The sequence below is a fragment of the Roseburia sp. AF42-8 genome, assembly GCF_003435965.1.
GTDB classification, from domain to species: Bacteria; Bacillota; Clostridia; order Lachnospirales; family Lachnospiraceae; genus Roseburia_C; species Roseburia_C amylophila.
The window spans coordinates 78,606-94,987 of the sequence record NZ_QTVB01000009.1 but is presented as its reverse complement, the minus strand read 5'-3'; the positions used below and the strand labels follow the sequence as shown (position 1 = coordinate 94,987).

21 protein-coding genes and 1 pseudogene are annotated in these 16,382 nt (G+C 38.7%); 2 read left to right on the top strand and 20 right to left on the bottom strand.

Annotation, left to right across the window (positions count from 1 at the left end; translation table 11 throughout):
• From DW059_RS06000 to DW059_RS05965, 8 genes and pseudogenes are all read right to left on the bottom strand, one after another.
• On the bottom strand, positions 1-206 hold a 206-nt coding region (locus DW059_RS06000; protein ID WP_158552054.1), incomplete at its 3' end, for a Type 1 glutamine amidotransferase-like domain-containing protein.
• Between the two features lie 62 nt (positions 207-268).
• Positions 269-715 (bottom strand): hypothetical protein, encoded by a 447-nt coding sequence (locus tag DW059_RS05995; RefSeq protein WP_005330834.1) that lies wholly within the window; start codon positions 713-715, stop codon positions 269-271.
• 211 nt (positions 716-926) lie between these two features.
• Positions 927-1,436 (bottom strand): annotated as a pseudogene (locus DW059_RS05990) (hypothetical protein); the annotation flags it as partial.
• Between the two features lie 175 nt (positions 1,437-1,611).
• Complete coding sequence (locus DW059_RS05985) at positions 1,612-2,853, bottom strand: tyrosine-type recombinase/integrase (protein WP_117698158.1); 1,242 nt, start codon at positions 2,851-2,853, stop codon at positions 1,612-1,614.
• A gap of 37 nt (positions 2,854-2,890) precedes the next feature.
• Positions 2,891-3,070 carry a hypothetical protein gene (locus tag DW059_RS05980; RefSeq protein ID WP_227700698.1) on the bottom strand — a complete coding sequence of 60 codons (180 nt, stop codon included), beginning with the start codon at positions 3,068-3,070 and terminating at the stop codon, positions 2,891-2,893.
• A gap of 101 nt (positions 3,071-3,171) precedes the next feature.
• Positions 3,172-3,366: a DUF6462 family protein gene (locus tag DW059_RS05975; RefSeq protein ID WP_055264249.1), complete on the bottom strand. Its 195-nt coding sequence runs from the start codon at positions 3,364-3,366 to the stop codon at positions 3,172-3,174.
• Positions 3,367-3,806: 440 nt separating this feature from the next.
• Positions 3,807-4,055, bottom strand: a complete 249-nt coding sequence (locus DW059_RS05970) for a helix-turn-helix domain-containing protein (protein WP_002593582.1) — start codon at positions 4,053-4,055, stop codon at positions 3,807-3,809.
• A complete protein-coding gene (locus tag DW059_RS05965) occupies positions 4,039-4,479 on the bottom strand; it encodes a sigma-70 family RNA polymerase sigma factor (RefSeq protein ID WP_006859230.1) in 441 nt (146 codons plus the stop codon). Before DW059_RS05965 ends, DW059_RS05970 begins: the two co-directional genes overlap by 17 nt.
• Before the next feature lie 524 nt (positions 4,480-5,003).
• Here DW059_RS05965 and DW059_RS05960 point away from each other — a divergent pair.
• Positions 5,004-5,354 carry a helix-turn-helix domain-containing protein gene (locus DW059_RS05960; RefSeq protein WP_002593580.1) on the top strand — a complete coding sequence of 117 codons (351 nt, stop codon included), beginning with the start codon at positions 5,004-5,006 and terminating at the stop codon, positions 5,352-5,354.
• A 93-nt stretch (positions 5,355-5,447) separates the two neighbouring features.
• Here the strand turns inward: DW059_RS05960 and DW059_RS05955 are convergent, their stop codons facing one another.
• Entirely contained in the window at positions 5,448-5,783 is a 336-nt protein-coding gene (locus tag DW059_RS05955; RefSeq protein WP_117698157.1) for a hypothetical protein, read from the bottom strand.
• A gap of 172 nt (positions 5,784-5,955) precedes the next feature.
• Here DW059_RS05955 and DW059_RS05950 point away from each other — a divergent pair, with 172 nt between their 5' ends.
• Positions 5,956-6,213: a helix-turn-helix domain-containing protein gene (locus tag DW059_RS05950; RefSeq protein ID WP_117698156.1), complete on the top strand. Its 258-nt coding sequence runs from the start codon at positions 5,956-5,958 to the stop codon at positions 6,211-6,213.
• A gap of 20 nt (positions 6,214-6,233) precedes the next feature.
• Here DW059_RS05950 and DW059_RS05945 read toward each other — a convergent pair whose 3' ends face one another.
• The 11 genes from DW059_RS05945 to DW059_RS05900 form a co-directional block, all read right to left on the bottom strand.
• Positions 6,234-6,683, bottom strand: coding sequence for a winged helix-turn-helix domain-containing protein (locus DW059_RS05945; protein WP_242986139.1), 450 nt, complete (start codon positions 6,681-6,683; stop codon positions 6,234-6,236).
• Between the two features lie 49 nt (positions 6,684-6,732).
• The gene (locus tag DW059_RS05940) at positions 6,733-7,407 is read right to left on the bottom strand and encodes a hypothetical protein (protein ID WP_117698154.1); all 675 of its coding nucleotides are present in this window, start codon (positions 7,405-7,407) and stop codon (positions 6,733-6,735) included.
• 84 nt (positions 7,408-7,491) lie between these two features.
• The gene (locus DW059_RS05935; RefSeq protein ID WP_117698153.1) at positions 7,492-7,911 is read right to left on the bottom strand and encodes a hypothetical protein; all 420 of its coding nucleotides are present in this window, start codon (positions 7,909-7,911) and stop codon (positions 7,492-7,494) included.
• A gap of 26 nt (positions 7,912-7,937) precedes the next feature.
• A complete protein-coding gene (locus DW059_RS05930) occupies positions 7,938-8,747 on the bottom strand; it encodes a C39 family peptidase (protein ID WP_158552051.1) in 810 nt (269 codons plus the stop codon).
• Between the two features lie 203 nt (positions 8,748-8,950).
• Positions 8,951-9,991: a hypothetical protein gene (locus DW059_RS15880; RefSeq protein WP_158552049.1), complete on the bottom strand. Its 1,041-nt coding sequence runs from the start codon at positions 9,989-9,991 to the stop codon at positions 8,951-8,953.
• A 170-nt stretch (positions 9,992-10,161) separates the two neighbouring features.
• Positions 10,162-11,382, bottom strand: a complete 1,221-nt coding sequence (locus tag DW059_RS05925; protein ID WP_117698151.1) for a hypothetical protein — start codon at positions 11,380-11,382, stop codon at positions 10,162-10,164.
• Between the two features lie 14 nt (positions 11,383-11,396).
• On the bottom strand, positions 11,397-12,122 hold the full coding sequence (locus DW059_RS05920) for a hypothetical protein (protein WP_117698150.1): 726 nt from the start codon (positions 12,120-12,122) through the stop codon (positions 11,397-11,399).
• A gap of 53 nt (positions 12,123-12,175) precedes the next feature.
• Positions 12,176-13,042 carry an ABC transporter ATP-binding protein gene (locus DW059_RS05915; protein ID WP_117698149.1) on the bottom strand — a complete coding sequence of 289 codons (867 nt, stop codon included), beginning with the start codon at positions 13,040-13,042 and terminating at the stop codon, positions 12,176-12,178.
• Between the two features lie 161 nt (positions 13,043-13,203).
• The gene (locus DW059_RS05910) at positions 13,204-14,043 is read right to left on the bottom strand and encodes a hypothetical protein (protein ID WP_117698148.1); all 840 of its coding nucleotides are present in this window, start codon (positions 14,041-14,043) and stop codon (positions 13,204-13,206) included.
• The gene (locus DW059_RS05905) at positions 14,036-15,430 is read right to left on the bottom strand and encodes a sensor histidine kinase (protein ID WP_117698147.1); all 1,395 of its coding nucleotides are present in this window, start codon (positions 15,428-15,430) and stop codon (positions 14,036-14,038) included. Before DW059_RS05905 ends, DW059_RS05910 begins: the two co-directional genes overlap by 8 nt.
• Entirely contained in the window at positions 15,427-16,086 is a 660-nt protein-coding gene (locus tag DW059_RS05900; RefSeq protein ID WP_117698146.1) for a response regulator transcription factor, read from the bottom strand. Before DW059_RS05900 ends, DW059_RS05905 begins: the two co-directional genes overlap by 4 nt.
• Between the last annotated feature and the right edge of the window lie 296 nt (positions 16,087-16,382).

Sequence of the window (16,382 nt, the reverse complement as noted above, 5' to 3'; positions counted from 1 at the left end):
TGTATCGTTGAATAAGCCTCCGTTGAAATATCAATTTCAGTTACGATTGCTCCCAACTTTTTGAATAATTTTCGAGCCGAGCCGACATAACCGGTGTAGCCTTCACGCAGCGAAGCTGTTGGAATAAATGCGACTTTTTTATTTTCAATTTCTTCCTTTATCAGACTTCCTACACTTGAAAAGTGCGAACATAAAAACAGTTTCATCAATATTCTCCTTTATATATAAATTCTAATTTTCCAATTTAACAAACTTGAATTTGTAAATATCATTTTACATTTTTATATGAAATCACAATATGACTTGGTGCAAATAATACTGATGCAATAATCAATAGCACTGACCTACTCATAATCCCACTAAATAAGAACAACATTGAAGGAATAATAGAAAGTGCTAATGCTCTGAAAACGCTGTTTTTCTTAAAACATATAATCCAAATAGCACAATAAAGCATTACCAATATGGTATCTACAATCAGATATAGTGCAAATGCTTCGTCAGACCACCACCCGAACCAAGTTCCCGGAATATTGATTATCATGAATCCGAAACAACCCAATCTCCCTACTTGTTCTGTGACCTCAACATATTTATTGTTCCACTTATTATCAAATCCATCTTTACACTTAATCGCAAATACAACATTGGGTATCATAATGACTGCAATAAAAATCAGCCCAAAAACATTAAACCATTCCATATTATCTACCATCACAAACTCTGATTTGTATTTCTGTTTGTTTTAAAATGGGCAACTCCGATTGGAATTGCCCACTCATTGCACTAATTATGCGATTTTTTCTTGCTTGCACCGATTTCTGCATCAATTGATGTAAGTTTGATGTAAATCGCTGTTTTTTTAGTTTTTTATCAAATGAAGTACGTCCCGTCTATTTGGTAAAACGGTACATCTTTACATCATCTTAATAGAGCTTTGCACCTGCCGGAATGTGGTTATCAACCATAAGAAGATGAAGTTCTTCATCTTCTGAATCCTTAAGGTTATTTACTGCTGAAAGTAACATACCACAGGATTCGATTCCCATCATCTTTCTAGGTGGAAGATTGGTGATAGCGATCAGTGTCTTTCCAACCAGTTCTTCCGGCTCATAGAAAGCATGAATTCCGCTAAGGATGGTACGGTCTGTGCCTGTTCCATCGTCAAGTGTGAACTGTAACAGTTTCTTTGACTTTGGTACTGCAACACATTCCTTAACCTTTACCGCACGGAAATCAGACTTGCTGAATGTATCGAAGTCTACTGCTTCCTCGAATAAAGGCTCAACTTTTACATTTGAGAAATCAATCTTCTCATTTGCAGTAAAGAATCCATTGCTGTCACCTGCTGCTGACTCTGCATCCTGTGTGGAAGCTGCAACAGCTGATTTTGCACTGTTATTCTTCTTGTCAGAATCAAGGCTCTTCATTGTCGGGATTTCACATCAATTTAATTTACTTTAATGCTTTTTCCTTTAATAAAGCCTTTTTCGGTGTTCCAACATTATTATAATAACATATTTATGCTGATTACACCACTCGAATTTGTCGTACTCTTGTCGTATGGCACACATTTTGTCGTACTCTCGTCAGTCCATGCCGGACTCTTTCCTAAAATACATCTAAATTGTGTGCTAAATTTTGAATTGCTTCCTGCTTTTTAGTATCGGTAACTTCCGCATAAATATCCATGGTTGTTTCGATATTTGCGTGTCCCATAATAGACTGAATTACCTTTAAGTTTGTTTCATTTTCGCAAAACCTTGAACAAAAGGTATGTCGCAAATGATGACATGAAAAATGTGGTATTATCACAGGCTCTCTGTGCTGTTTTGCAGCTTTTACCACTTCTTCTGCATTGTGTGCTTCATATATACGCTTGATTGCTCTGTTTACAGCTTGCGGATTATGGATATTGCCAAAACGATTCATAAAGATAAATCCTTTCATCCCATCAATCACTGTTTCATTAAATCCATGTTCCTTCTGGTCATCCAATTCCATCTGGAGTGCATCATAAACCGTATCCATCATCGGAATCGTGCGTATACCAGCTTCTGTCTTTGGAAGAGATACAGCAAATGAACATATCGGATGTTCTTTGAACTCTCTACTGTAATAAACCACGCTATGATTGATACTGATCGTCCTTTTTTCTAAATCAATGTCTTCCCATCGGATACCGATTGCTTCTCCTATTCGACAACCTGTTCCAAGCAGGAACTTAAAAAATGATGCCCAGTGGTAAAATGTAGGACTTTCATCAATATAGCGTATAAAGGCTCTCTGTTGTTCCACTGTCAAAGCGTGTCTCACACCGTGATTTTTCCCCGGTTGCTTTTTAATCTGTGTCATTACTCCATCGCTTGGATTAACACGAATGATGTTATCACGCACAGCAAGCTGAAATGTCGGGTGTAAAACAGTATGAATTGTTTCTAGCGTATTTATCTGCATTTCCTTCTCTTTCAACAAATGCTGATAGAACTGCAATACATCAGAATACTTCACAGCGGCAATTTTCTTCTTGCCAAATCCACCTCGTATAAAGCGATCATACATATATTTATAGTTCCGCATTGTTGTTTCCCTCAACTCTGCCTTTGTCGATATATATCTGTCAAAAACAAAATTGATTGTAGATGTTCCGGCTGCATACGCATCCAACCCATCAAGCTGATCTTTCATCAGTTTAACTTCTCTCTCCCGCAATTCCATGATGTCCTTAGAATAGATGCTCCGGCGCTTTCCTTCCGGATCAACATAAGTATATACATACTTACCATCGCAACTGCGTTGAGTTTCGCCTTTTCTTAATACTCTCCCTTTGTTATCCTTTCTTGATTTCGCCATCTCGTCTCCTCTCTCAAGGAAAGAGATTTTGTACTAGCTACTCAGCCGGTTTATCCATTGCATACTGCATATCAATACCTCTTTGTAGCACCTGTGTTATGGTCATGTCATGTTTGGACGCATATCCTTTCAGTCTTGCAGCTTCTTCCTCCGTCAGTTTTAATCCGATAAGAGTTTTTTTAGGATTATCAGACTTCGGTCTACCTGTTCTAGCCACAATATACACCTCCATCCATTTCATAATCATTATACTTTCTGTTTAACCAAAAGTCAAGTGAATTTTGGTTAAACCAAAATCTTTTTCCTTGTCTGCAAAATTTATTTCACCCGAAATGACTCAAGATATTTGTCAAACACATCAAGGTCTACTAACACCATTCTGTCTATCTTCAGAATTGCTCCCGCATCTTTGGCAAGAGTCTGAAATTTATTCATACCCATGCTGTACATTTCTGCCCCTTCCTTATATCTGACCAGTCTTTTCTTATTTATTGTCTTTGGCTTCCTCTGCATTACTCAAATCCTCCTTAAATTTAACACGCATTTTATCTGCCAATGACAACCCACACACCATTGCAGGCTCTCATCGGCAGATAAAAATGCAATACAGGTGGCAGGTCATTACTCTGCCCACATCGGTCTTGCACCGTCATTCAAATTGACCGGACTGCAAATCTCTTTACAATCCGGAAGTATCATTATTACAGATATGCTTCATCGCCCTGTGTTACTGCCACACATTTTGTCAGATTTTTCTCGCTCCATACCTTTGCTTCAATGTAATGTTTCAACACTTCTTCACGTTCACTCTAAAAAGAGCAGGCACATCTTTACGAACCTACCTAGTGGCTCGACATATCCTCACGTCCTGTATGCAAAAATATTCAGTTGTCAAGGTACAACGCTGCATCATTTCCAATCAATGAATAGGAAAGGAATTTTCTGATCGGATGCTATGCAACTTCAAAAGCCAATATTTTTGTAATCAGCTTGGTTTCCAATCTGCGACGTAGCGTTTCATCAATGCAGTAATGCACCTGTCCACTTTCGTCATATAATTTTCTGGTAGACAATTTGATTATGTATCCCTCATAGTGTTTTAACACTGCATTGATGGCACTTACATCGCCCTCTGATGCTGCCTTTATAATATGGAAAGGCAACAAATTTTCCTCATTTCTGCTTTTATACATCTTTTTCATCTGCTATTCCTTCCATGATCTTCTTCAAAATTTCAAGTGAGCGTGTTCTGTGTTCATGAATGGTACTGCGAACCAGATTCATTTCTCTTGCAATATCCGCATCGCTCATTTCCATAAAATACGAAAGTAAAATGACATTCCTTTTTCTTTCTGTAAGTTCCTTCAACGCTTCAGCGATCAGGGTATTTTTCACTTCAATGTCATAGCCATGCACTTCAAAATGATGATATTCTGTTCCATACTCATCCATAGTAAATAACTTGCTCAGCTCCTTTTCCGACAGTTCAGAGAATGTAACTTCGTGTTTCCTGCGATAGTCCATGTGCTTGTAATAATTTACAGCTTCGCCTTTTAATGCCATCTGGCATAACCGGTCAAATTGGTGCCGGATAGTCATTTCATCTTTAGAAGAAGGTTGCCCCATACGAGTTCACCTCCTCCCGTTCCGAATGCCAAGCTTTTGCCTTTTTTCCCTTCCGGAGTATCTCCCAAATGAAACTGGGGAGATGTTCGGGTGGATTGAAAAATTTTTAGAAAAATTTTTCTGTATATAAAAAACGCCCTTATGAGCACATACCCACAGGACGCTGTTTATAGCTGATATTAAATTTTTTCCACATTTTGCGAGTGTATATAATGCACTTTCAATTGTAGAATTTGCCGCATTACTTAAAATGCAACCTATTTACCTGTCCTTCCACGCAATGGGCAGGATAATATTTTCCAAATACAAAAATATCCTTTCAACGGTTCAGAATACATAGCTCTCCCAAACACATTCAAAGGATAAAAACATGAGAAAAAACCTTTGAATACTGCGTTTTTTTATATGCAATATCCAAAGTTACTTATTTTATTTAAGTGCATTATATCCCTCTGATATAGTGCGTTATTAGTTCATTTTCTTTTTAAATGGTGAACTATACACTATATACGGAGGTGCATGACATGGCTAAATCTAAGAAAATTGATAAAGACATGGGTTTTCGCCTGAAGAAAGCCAGATTAGACCAAAAGCTGACTTATGATGAATTATCCGAAAAATCCGGTGTTTCATCAAGATATATCAAAGAGATTGAAAATCATGGTAATGTTCCAAGCCTTGAAAAACTTGGTCAGCTCATTCGTGCTTTACACATCTCTGCTGATCCGTTCTTTTATCCGGCAGCTCCAACTGATAATCTGGATTACCAAAGACTGCTGGTTTATCTTTCAGAATGTACAAACGATCAGATAACCACCATTCTAGCATTGGTAGAAGCCTATCTTCGTACATATAAAACCCATGAGACAGAATAGCAGAAAGATTTCGATTTTTTCTGGATTATTTCTGAATTATTCTGAAGAAAAACAGGGTGGAAGTTCCATGATCGGACGCTCCACCCTGCTTACTTATTTCATTATTGTATTCAATAACTCTTTTACCTTAACACTCTCTTTAACAATCCCCAATCCGGCAAGTATCTGTACTGCATCTACTATACCCTGATAATAGGCTCTCTGTTGCTCCTGAAAGTGTGCATGATCTACAATATCCATATAGTTTTCCAAAAAAATTCTCTGCTCTGCAGAAAGCTCAGATAAGAATTTTTCATATTCCCGGTTTGCTTTTTTCAGTTCCTTATCAGCTTTCTTTGTTTCCTCTGTCTGTATGGAATACTCACGTTCGTCTGCTTCACTTCGAAGCTCCTCAAAAACATCAGATAGCTTTTCAAATACTTCGTTCATTTTGTGTCCACCTTTCTCTAGATAAGTATTGCATTTTACAGGCAGTATTATCAATCCCCAAATTATTTGTAACAACATTATTTTCGTTCGCTTCATCTTTAGAAGTATATTATCAAGATTATTCCGTAAAATCAATCATGTGGCACTTCATCTTTAGAAAGTTGGTGATGATTTGAAAATTTACTGGAATAAAGAAAACAATTCCAAAAATCTGATAGGTCAGAGAGTAAAGGAATTGCGAACCGAAAGGCAGCTATCGCAAAAAGCACTGGCAGAACAGCTCCAGCTTGCCGGATATGAATTTAATGACTTGACTGTTCTTCGGATTGAACAGGGGACACGCTTTGTCCCGGATTATGAAGTGGTTGCCCTGGCAGATTTTTTCCATGTATCCTGTGAATATCTATTGGGCATCAAAGAAGAAAGATAAGCAGTGATCTGTATTTTCGCCTACAGACCACTGCTTAAATTTTTGTTAAAACGATAACCTACTCCCCATACCGTCTGTATATAGAACGGTTTACTCGGATTATCCTCTATCTTTTCTCTGATGTTCCGGATATGGCTCATAACAATATTATAGTCACCGGAATATGGTTCTTTCCAGACAATATCATAGATTTGCTCTTTGCTGAAAATCGTTCCAGCATTTTGAGCAAGCAGTAAGATAATCTCAAATTCAATAAAGGTCAATTCAATTTCTGAGTTTTTCTTAGTTATGATACGTTTGCTCTCGTTAATCTCTAATTCTCCGAACCTTAAAATATTTTTATGAGTATCTACAACCGCCAAACACTTTGTGCCTATATTAACATAGGACATAATGCGTTGAAACAGATCTTCTTCGTTATCATTAAACGTCAGAACCATTATCTTCCCAAAATAATCATCTCCTATCATCCCCTACTGCCATAACAGGTATATTGCCAAACGCACTTATATCACTATGCTATGCAATAGCTTTTTCCAAGACAAGTCTTACTACACCATCCTCCACTTGAAAGAAAAAGGGCATCCCAGGTGCAGCATCTTCATATGTCTCAACGTATTTCATGAACTCCTGAACATCCGTCGTAGTATATTCTTCCGGATATTCGGAGCCTGTAAAATCCCCATTCCAGTCAATAAACTTATATACTGTTTGCATATTTAATTCCCATACAACGGTTTGTTCATCCGGATTATATATATAGTAACCATCCGGCATATCATCTTCCATAATGTTCAGTTCCCTTATCCTTTCCTCATTATCATCCGTAATGAACTCGATCAAATCTACGGTTATTGTGCTTTCTGTCATACCTTTTAAAAAAGCTGCAACATATACCTCACCATTCTCATCGGTAAATGTTGGATTGGAAACTTCGCTGCTTTGCGGGATCTTTTTCCCTATTGTGATTACTGTTATTGCAATAATGACTGCAATTAAGATAATTCCTGTCAATATGTAGACGCCTATTTTCTTATTTACATTTTTACGCATAGTGTACGTCCTCCCTATTCTTTCATCAATTTCTTCTTTCATTCCATCCGGTACATTTATCTTTTCTGCTCTCTCGTTTAGCACTTTTCCGATCAACTCGTCTACTTTTTCATCTTCATGATCACTAATCAACTTATTCATGGCCTCTCCTTTATTTTTAACTGGATTTTAAAGATGTCTCTATTTCATAAGTAACTGCAGTGAAATTTCATATAGTATTGTCCTTTAACTTGATAAACCAAATGCAATCCCGTCCCCATGTGCTCCAAAAAACTGCTCTATTTTTACTTGCTCCAGCTTGAGAAATGCCAGTGCCAGACCAAGCCTTGACTGCTGTATAATGAATTTACTTCCATCTGACAAACACAAATCCGTTAACTCTTTATTTGAAATCTCTAGTCCCAGAATCACAATTCCTGCTCGATAGGTTGATATTGTAATTTCATTATTCTGTTTACCGAATACTCGTATCATCTCTCTCACTATCGTTTGTAATGCGCAATATATGTATTCCCCAATGACTATTTCCCTATTAAACGCTTCATCCTTTGGCATCGGCTTAACAGAATAACTACACCCCGCAAAACAATCTTCCATTCCTTCATAAAGGTTTAGACATAATGTTGCTAAATTCACTTTATCCACAAAAGCTCACCCCCTACTTTCATCCATTATCTTTCATAAGTCCAAATCTTTTTAATCTGCTGCTCTATTTCATTAAAAGCCCATCTTTTCCGACTCCTTGCTACACAGTTTGGATCATTCACTTTAAATCCCGTTTCATCATAGCCGTATATTACGATAAAATGTCCCGACACAGTGAAATCTCCTTCACCCATTGCACATATGATAACAGCACCCTTATCCAGTTCAGCTTTTATGGCACGCTCTGTTACTCTCGGCTCACTTACTTTAATCCCATATAACAGAGGAACATCTTCCATAAATACCCATGCTGTTCCTATTCCCTCCGCATAATAATTATTGCTCATAGCATAGGCGGCAAGTTTATCCGGTGTAAGCGCTTCATCATCAGTTAGATAGTATAAAATCATTGACATACATGTTGGGCCGCATCCCGACAATCCAATGATGCTGTCATCACCATAGGGTAAATATCCCCATCTGGTATCCCATTGAAGAAATAGCGGATATTCCTGTTCCCTTTCTAAATAAGTCAGTCCTTCTACAGTTCTCCCATTTTCATCCAAATATCCTGATACAAAATCTGCCATCTCTGGATTATTTGCCAAAGCTGTCAGCATACTTTCCGGATAGAGAGAGTTGTTTTTACTGATTTCCTCAATAACCGGATTTATCTGCCCTAATTCGTCCAGTCTTTGCAGCGTTTCTGTCCACGTACGCTGTACAGGCTTTTCTACATCTATTATGTCAATGCTGCCTACAAAATCCGTTTTTTCTTCCGTTTGGGCTGTAGTTTCAACGCTTCCATACTGTAAGACCTCTATTCGCTTCAGCATGATCTGCATTTCTTCCAATTCCGCTTTCATATTTCTAATGCAGGATGTAAGTATAGCCAAAAGTATCATGAGAACAATAAGAAATAGCCCATTTCCTGACTGCTTTCTCTTTCTTCTCTCTCCCCTCCTGGTTTTTCCATCATTGTCTACCACCCCCGTTTTTCCTCGTAAATTATTCCCTTTTTTCAAACCCGCTCTTAGGGTTAATACAATCCTTTTTTCCTCTTCACTTTTTCCCATCCTATCGCCGATAACAATAGAATTCCTGCAAGCAGACTTGATAACAAAATGCTCCAGGTCATGCATGATAGCGTGTATCCACATATCCTGTATATCTCATTGCCAATATAATAATGTGAAAAAGAAGTCATTCTTAATGGCATGAAATTTGCAAAATAATGGTTTACATGCCATAGATACATCTGATCAAAAAGTAATAACGTAATCCAAAAAAATGTAAACACTACCGCACTGTTCATTATTTTCTCCATAACTATCGTAATGAAGAGAAGCAGACAAATAACGAACAAGAGTGCGATACAACCAATCGTTACGTTAATGAAATACTGTTGCAGGTATGTAATATTATATAGTGAAAAAAATGTCGTCATATTGCTCTGGATATACTGAGTTCCTCCGTCTAGCCCAAAAGGCATCATCTTTATTGCAAAAAACAAAATCATTCCCAAAGCGTATAATGCTATCCCCACTATAAATGCCGTCAGTATCCTTGCCGTATCCAGAGGGTTCTTCCCATATTTGGATGACCGATACAGTTCGTTCATGCTTACCTTCGGGTCAGTTCCAAAAAGCGGAAGCAGCAGGACTGATATAACTATGAATAACAATGGGACAAATATTCCCATATCCCTATTCAATGTTTTCCATCCCTCTGCATAGCCAAAGGGTATCTCGGAAAGCTCTTTCGCCTTCTGCAAAAAATGATCCTCTTCTTCCTGCGTATATTGTATATACTGGTTTTCTTCCAACATAGTCCTGATTCTTGAAAGGCGTGTTTGATAAAAACTGCCTACTTCCGCATCTGTCAATTTTCGAATGGATTCCCCCTCATAGTTTAACCTGACAATCTCTTCCAGACTGTTTTCATCAACATAGATAAAATTCTCCCGCTGCCGTACAGACTCAATCAACTCCCGGTCTATGTTTTTTCCCTGCAGGTTTTTCTTTGCATGAGCAAGGTTTTCTTGCCAGGTGATAGCAATCCCATCTATATCCGGCACCATATAACCTCGTAGGGAGATATATGTGCTGCAAACAGAAAACAGGAACACAATTGCCAGAAACAACAGGAACTTTTCTTTACTTAAAATCCTTTTGCTCTCAATTTTTATAATTTCTATCATCTTACGTCACCTCATTTTCTACATTGACATTATGTTGTGCCGCCTCTCTATTAATTCAACCGATACCTTTTATAGGAAAGCCGTAGAACCAGCCACAAAACGGCTATATATGACGCACTTAAGAAAAGGGCTATTACAAAATATGGAATCATTGTATTCCCAATAAACAGAAAATCTGTCAACAATGCACTCTCTTTAAACTGCAGCGGATTGAACATTTTAATCTGGCTATATGTGGATGCCTGCCGGAACATCAGAACCACTGCAATAATGCCTAAAACCGCAGCAATCTTTGCATTTTTTATCTTTATAGACAAGAACATCACTAAGTTTGCCATAACCAATGCTCCTGCCAACCCACAAAAAAATACAATCAGCAGTGCAGTCCCTACGCTGAAATTATGGAGGCACTCAAACCAAAACGTCTGTGCAGAAGCTCCCAGACCATGAAGACTTGCTATCCCTCCATGTACCACAATAAGTATCCCAACGTAAATCAAGTAGGACGCGACAGCAAACAGATTTCCTGCAATCCATCTTGCTTGCATGTCCCTTTTTCTTCCACATATAGAAGCTAGCGTCAGTTCATCCATACCATTTGTGCTGTCTTTCGCATAACATCCAGACAAGCAGAATGCAAGAATGATAAAAAAGACGGGATATTCCATACCAAAATACCCAAACACATTAGCCCAACCCGTGTGGTAGGCAATCCGGAAAGGAGTTTTTATATTCTGGATCTTCTGCCCCAATATAGAAGTCTGCTTCGCCGAATACGGGAACAACCCATTTTCTTCATTCACATACAAAAGCTGCTCCAGTACCGCCTCTTTATATTTATGGTAAAAGTTTTCCTCGGAATCCAAAAAATCGTAATCCAGCCCTACTTTTTCATTTCCATTAGACATATAAGGACCATAATAAGCGTAATTGATCACATAATTAGACACGATATATTTTGTCATGCCTCCTGTTCCCAAAAAGCCTCGATTTTCAGCCAGATATGCCTTATCATAACTAGCATCGTACTTTTCAATCAATCCCCGGATATACTCCCCATTCAGTACCCCCTCCAAATCCTCTGATACCTCTTTTAATGTCCGGAATGAAGCCAGTCCTTTTACCATATTTCCATCTGAGTCTATGGTTCTGTACTGGAGATTCAGTGTAACAATAGCAAAAAGTATGGTAAGGACACTTAATGCCACAAGGGAAACCAAGGATATCCCATTCCACATTTTTTTATATTCCAGTCTGATTAAGTCCTTCAATTTTCAGTCCTCCATTATTCCTTATAAGAACCGCCATGATGAATTACACTCCAGCCGCTGTCTTTTCCATCCCTCACAAGAATTAAATACTGCCAAGTTCCATTATCACAGTATTCACAGACAAAAATATTCTTTGAATCATAGCCATCTGCCACACCCTTATCCTCTGCTTCATATATTTCGGTAATTCTTGAATCAATACAAGGATATACAACTGCCTTTGTTTCAACAGAAATTGCCAGAGTCTCTGTCACATATTTTTTTGCTGTTTCATAAGCCTTATTCAACTCTCTGGAATCAAAATTCTGCATATAATCCGCTGTATCTGCCTGAAAGCCAAAATTATCTGCATTGGGGGCACCGTATCCTGACACTCCGTTACCCATTGCAACATTTGTCATACCTTCCCTTTCCTCACGATACTGAGCAAGCCTTTCTTCCAAATCTGCATCTGCCTCATCCTGCACCTGCTGCTGTGATTCCCACGTTTCGAGCTGTTGTGGCTCCTGTTTTTCAGACTGCTGCATCTCTGTCGCCTGATTTTCACTATCTTGCATTTCACTGTTCTGAGTATCATGTGAAGTCGTTTCCTTCTGCTCATCATTTCCCTTTTCTGTAGAAATTGATTCCGTCTGCATAATCTGAACTTCCGATGTATCGTCTTTACCCATTGCACAGGCGGTTATGCTCATAACCATTGCAAATAATACCAACCCTGAAAATATCTTTTTTCTCTTCATCGTTTTTCACTGCCTCCGTTTACTTCAAAATTATTTATTATAAATCTCATTTACTAAGCATTAGCGCCACCTGCAAAGATATAGTAATCTTCCAATGTCGGCTCTGCCTGATAATTCTCCACACCAGGATATTGTTCTCCCACAAAACGCACCTGCACTTCTTTCCCCATCTGTTTTAAATGGATTACCGCCCGCTCCATTCGCAATTTTTGGTACACTTCATGACTTACAACCGTCTCCCATACCTGTCCCTTTACACTCTTGACAATCTCATTCACATTTCCTGTCTTCAAAATGTTCCCTTTCTTCACTACCACAATTTCATTTGCGATTGCCTCAATATCAGAGACAATATGGGTTGACAACAGAACTATTTTGTCCTTTCCCATGTCACTGATAATATTGGAGAATCGAATACGCTCCGTAGGATCAAGACCTGCAGTGGGTTCATCAAATATCAATATCTCCGGCTCATTGATGATTGCCTGTGCAATCCCAATCCTGCGCTTCATACCCCCAGAAAAGGTTTTTACCTTTTTCCCTGCAACATCTGAAAGGTTTACAAATTCCAGGACTTCATTTATTCTTGATTCAAGCCTACCTTTTGGGATTCCTTTCAAAACTCCCATATACTCCAGAAAGTCTCTTGCGGTAAATCCGGGATAGACACTGTAATTCTGAGGCATATATCCAATCAGACCCCTATATTCCTCATCCATCGCAAATATATCTTTTCCATTATACTGTATTTCTCCTTTGGTCGGGAAATCCACAGTAGCCATCATCCGCATGAGTGTGCTTTTCCCCGCTCCGTTCTCGCCTAACAGTCCGTAGATGCCCTTCTGCAACGTAAAACTGACATCCTGAAGCGCCTCTTTTCTCCCATAGCGTTTACACAGATGTTTTACCTGTAACTCCATTTCCATGCCTCCTTATGCCTATTTCCAACCCGTTTGCCTTGATAAATCGTCGCAAAATCAAAAATGCCCAGACAGGATACATTTACATCCTATCTGGGTATTGTGACTTACTTTCGGCAAAGTTGTGTTAAAGTTGTAAAATATATTCTCTTTAAGAAATTTTATTCTCCCATTACCGCTAATTTATAAGTAATGACCGCATATTCATTATAATATAGATCTGGGTTGGCGCCCATACTGTCCTGTCCGTATTGGGTCAAGTCGAAATATCCATTTTGCCTGCGCTGAAATTCCATCTCTGCACATAACCGACTGTCGGCCATCTCCAAAAATGCTGATGTTCCATCAGGGTCAAATACTGTTTCCGTATCACTTTCTTGCAATCCTGCCAATTCCACAAACAGACTTAGCTTCTCAACAGGCAACTTATCCGGCAAATTCCTATATAAAGAAACTTCTGCACCCAGTATTTTCCCTGTAACAGCATTGATATACAATATCGCATTCACTACCTCACCCGAAAACTGTACCGTCCAGAAACTATAATATGGCTCCAATTGACCGGACAATTCATTCTGCTTTGGAACACCCAATGTGGCATTCACAAAATGTACATCCGACTCCTGTTCGTTTGCTTCTATCCCCATATCTGACAACCACATTTCCCCTTTCTGTATTGCCTCCGCCATGGAAATTTGTCCCACCACCGGATTATGCACAGTCTCACCCGTCCGGCTGTTCCAACTGCCAATTGCCTCTGCTACTTGTTCCATTGTAAGTATATAGTTTTCCTGATCAGAATTTCCCAAGTTTTCTCTTTCCTCTCTATCCTCCTCTTTCTGCCATGCCCGGACAGGTGCTTCCACCACAACTCTCCCATTTTCCGTCAACATTTGTTTTTCCCTTGCTTCCAAGATAAAATTCATTCCTACCATGCTGCCAAAAGCAAAAACAAGAGAAAGAAATACAGTAAAAAGCGTATATTTATATGCTTTATTCATCCAGTTTTCCCTCCTGCAGACGGAATGCTATGTTAATCTCAGTTCCTGTTCTTCCATCACTTTCTATTTTCATCTTTGCCCTATGTATTTCCACGATCTTTGCCACCAGAGCCATTCCAAGTCCTGCCCCATGCTGTTTCCTTGATCTGGACTTATCCACCATATAAAAAGCCTCTGTAATCCGCCCAAGTTCATCCACCGGTATCCCTTTTCCATTATCTTTTATCATAATCTGATAAAAATTCTTACTCTGCTTTCCTCTAATCCATATATCTTCGCAATCCGCCTTTACTGCATTATCCACCAGATTTAATATCATTGTCTTGAAAAGGTCAAAATCTACTTCTATACAACTCTCTTCTAATTCCAAATGCAACGCCACCCTATTCTTTTCGCATACAGGTTCTATGCCCTGCCGCAAATTTTCAAACATTTCCTGTACAGATAACGGTTCTAAGAAGAAGTCCTGCTTGTCCAGCACAAATAAATCCATCAATTTCAACGACAGAGACTCAAGCCTCATACCTTCATTCAATATATATCCGGCAGCACTCTTTACTTCTTCCCTGGGCAAATCACGCTGGTACAACATATCTGCATAGCCAATTACGGATGTCAATGGAGTTTTCAACTCATGCGCAAAATTCGCTGTAAAATCTTCTTTCTGCCTTGCCACATCTGACAATTCGGCAATCTTTTCTTCTACTTGCTCTGCCATCAGATTAAAATCAGATGCCAGTTCACCAATTTCATCCTTTCCTTTTGTTCTGATTCTTTCAGAATACTCCCCTCCTGCAATCCTCCTTGCTACTTTTCCCACTTTCTTTATGGAGGCTGTAATTACTTTTGTCAGCAGGAATATCACTGGAAAACTGATAAATAAAAGAACTATATATAACTTCTGAAAATAGACCATCATACTTTTCTGTGCATCTATCACTGAACTGATGTCGGTCTGTGTAATCAGATACATGCTATTTTCGTCCTGTCTGACATAATCATATACAAAAATATAACTTTCTCCCGCTTTTTCACAAATCCGAAAGGATATCCTATCATCATCTTCTTCGTGAACATCAAGTTCCCACGGTTGCATCGCTATATTGGAAAAAAGATACTCTCCATCTATTCCATATACAGCTATAGGAACAGTAAAATTACTTGAAATACCCGCAAGCTCAGTTTCTTCCTTTTCAAAAAAATCGGGTTCGGAATAAAGAATAGATTGCAGTATGTATTTATTGTACTGGAAATCCTGAAAAGCATATTTCTTTTCCTGACTGATTGCATTCCTGGACGCAAAATCTATCAATAAAAAACCGGCTGTCTGAAAAGTAATTCCAAAAATCAGCATGAAACACAGAAATATTTTATGAAATAATTTCATTCATTTCCCTCCAGCCTATATCCCACACGGAATACGGTCTTGATTTCTTTCTCCCAATTTAATTTTCTCCTCAATCGCTGAATATGTGAATCCAATGTTCGGGTATCTCCCATAAATACCTCTCCCCATACCTTTTCATATAATCTCTCCCGGTATAAAGCTACATTCTTGTTTTGTACAAGCTCTACTAACAAATCAAATTCTTTCGCCGTCAGTTCAACTGGCACTCCAGATTTACTGACCGTTCTGGAAACTATATCAATTTCTATGTCCCCAAAAGACAACTTTTTATTTATCTTCCCATATCTTCTAAGCAGCGCTTCCACTCGTGCCAATAGTTCCCCTATCTGGAATGGTTTCACAATATAATCATCCGCTCCGAGTTTTAATCCCCTGATACGGTCATTCAAAGCGCCTTTAGCAGTCAAAAAAATCACGGGTGTACCACTCGGTTTAATATATTCCAATAACTCATAACCATCAATTTCCGGCAGCATGATGTCTAACAAAATCAAATCGAAAGTTTCCCTTTCGATATAATCTGCGCCTGTCTTTCCATCATAGGCACAGGTGCAGCGGTATCCTTCCGCTGAAAGATTTATCTTAATTAAATTAGCTATTGCTTCCTCATCTTCAACAATCAATATCTTCTGCATTGATACAATCCTCCATTTTAATAACTATACTACAGACTTGTGACTTAGTTGTGTCATAAAACTTAAGTAATCTTAAATACAGCCGACACACCCTCCGGGAGTGTCGAAAACAACCATAGCAAGCACTGCCTGTGTCATGACACAGGCGAAATTTCCCACACTTTCCTATCGTCTGTGCGTATGAATTTCCATAGGGAAGTGTCCCTAACCCTCTTTTATTTTTTCTTCGGTTTTCCTGTGGAATACCTTGACCTTTCCTGCCGCTTTTGCTACAATCTGCTGTGGGTGATTGCGCC